This is a genomic window from Bhargavaea massiliensis (assembly GCF_050480245.1).
Lineage (GTDB): Bacteria > Bacillota > Bacilli > Bacillales > Anoxybacillaceae > Anoxybacillus.
Genome location: NZ_JBCNEQ010000085.1, coordinates 1 through 1781, shown reverse-complemented (window position 1 = coordinate 1781; position 1781 = coordinate 1). Strand labels below are relative to the sequence as shown.

At 51.9% G+C, this 1781-nt stretch carries 1 protein-coding gene; it reads right to left on the bottom strand.

Annotated features, from left to right (window positions below):
- Positions 1-127 precede the first annotated feature (127 nt).
- The coding region (locus ABEV15_RS13795) for an IS1634 family transposase (protein ID WP_498853528.1) at positions 128-1781 on the bottom strand (1654 nt) is incomplete at its 5' end.

The following is a 1781-nucleotide window of genomic DNA, read 5'->3' as shown; positions in this document are numbered from 1 at the left end:
CTCATATTTCGCACCTTGGTAGGGCGGAACAAAAGGATTTTTTATTCAGTTTTTTAGAATAACTTTTAAACCAACACCAAAAGCGATGGTATCCTTTTTTTACCATCGTTGGTCGTTCTTTATCCCATTAGACGTAAATGCTCTCGTCCATCCCTAATCCTTGCAGAATCCTTCGCTGCTCGTACGTGAGCGGTTGACCTAACGCGCGTTGAATTCGTCCATCCGGCAGTTCCAACAGGACGACTCTGACATACCAAAACAATTGAAAAATCGCTTGTCCGGTCGGTCGGGTCAGTTTCCGGCCTCCCGCGCCCTTTAATGGGTGTTCCGGGGTGATGAACTGACGCACCCGGCGCTGGAAGACGCGGTAAATCGCCAAGGCCAACAGAAACAAATAGCCCAATACCGCGACCCGTTCCGGTTTTTTTACGTAAATCTCATCCGTAAAGAACGGGTCTTTCAAGAAAGAGAAGTTCATTTCCACCGAGATTTGGCCTTTATACAACTTCAAGATCTCTTTCGCATCCATCGGTTGACCTTTCCATTCCTCCGGAACGGTCGTGACAAGGACAAACCGGGACGCTTTCCGTCTCGCCTGTTCCCACGCATCTTGGTCGAATTCCACGTTCAAGCGAAGGGCGTACAGCGTTTCCATGTCCGGTTCCGCCCCTTTTTTCGGACGTCCGCGCCGTTTTTTCGGACGCACGATCGCTTCGACCGACGCCTCGACGCGATGGAACCGGAGACGAAGGGACGCCTTTAGAGACGCTAGGGCTTGTTCGGCGTCTTCCCGGCACGAAAACAGACGGCTTTCCCACTGGGTTTGTTTCTGCCGAAGAAGCTCTGCTTCTTGGTTTCGCTCTTTTTCGAGCGTCTTTCCTTTTCGTTGGTCGAGCGCGCTGGATTCAACGACGATCAACCGGACCGAATGACCTTCGTACGTCGATGTCGTTTCCCACACCCGGTAGGTGGCTCCGTTTTTCTCCGCTAAGGAAAACGGATCGCTCCACGGCGTGTCTTGGGCATCAGCTTTAGCCAGCGCGGTTTTGACGATCCGGAGCGAAGAAGGGCCTCTTGTGATCAAAAAGGCTTTGGCGGCCTTCGTTTGCGCCAGTGTGTCTTTCGTCATGGCGGCAGAATCGGCAACATAAATCCATTCATCTTCGATCTTCGCCTGCTTCAGCTGTTTCTGCACACGGGACAACACCTCGGGATTCCACGTCTTATCCGGCAGGTTGCCGTCGTGTACATCGCCATAAAACGGGATGCCATCCTCGTTGCCAATCAGCCCAAATCCGATCTGCTTTTGCCAACGATGATGCCGGTTGTAGCCATGCGTAATCTGCAAGGCATCCGGCGAGGCCGATTCATACGCGCCATAAACGGTCTTGTCCGTCGTATCGGCGTGGAAGACGCGAAGAGAGAGGCCTTCTTTCTTGTAGATCTGCACGAGGCAAGACGAAAGGACTTGATGGATATTCGCCTCATACAGGCGATCCAAATGACGCGCGATGGCATCGTCGTTGAACCAAGACGGCTCCAGCCCTGGCCGAATCAGCTTCGGCAAATCGATGTCATGCGCCCATTGTTCCAAATGAACGAGCGCTTGCCGGCCGCTCAAGATATCCAGAACGATTAGTTTGACGATATCGCTGGCTCGAGTTTGGCATTGCGGATCCACGGGAACGAGACGATCAATCAACTGAGGAAGGTCAAGATCTTTGAACAGGGCGCTTATTATATTCAAATAAGAACTTTCATAAATGGCCCGAATTTGAACG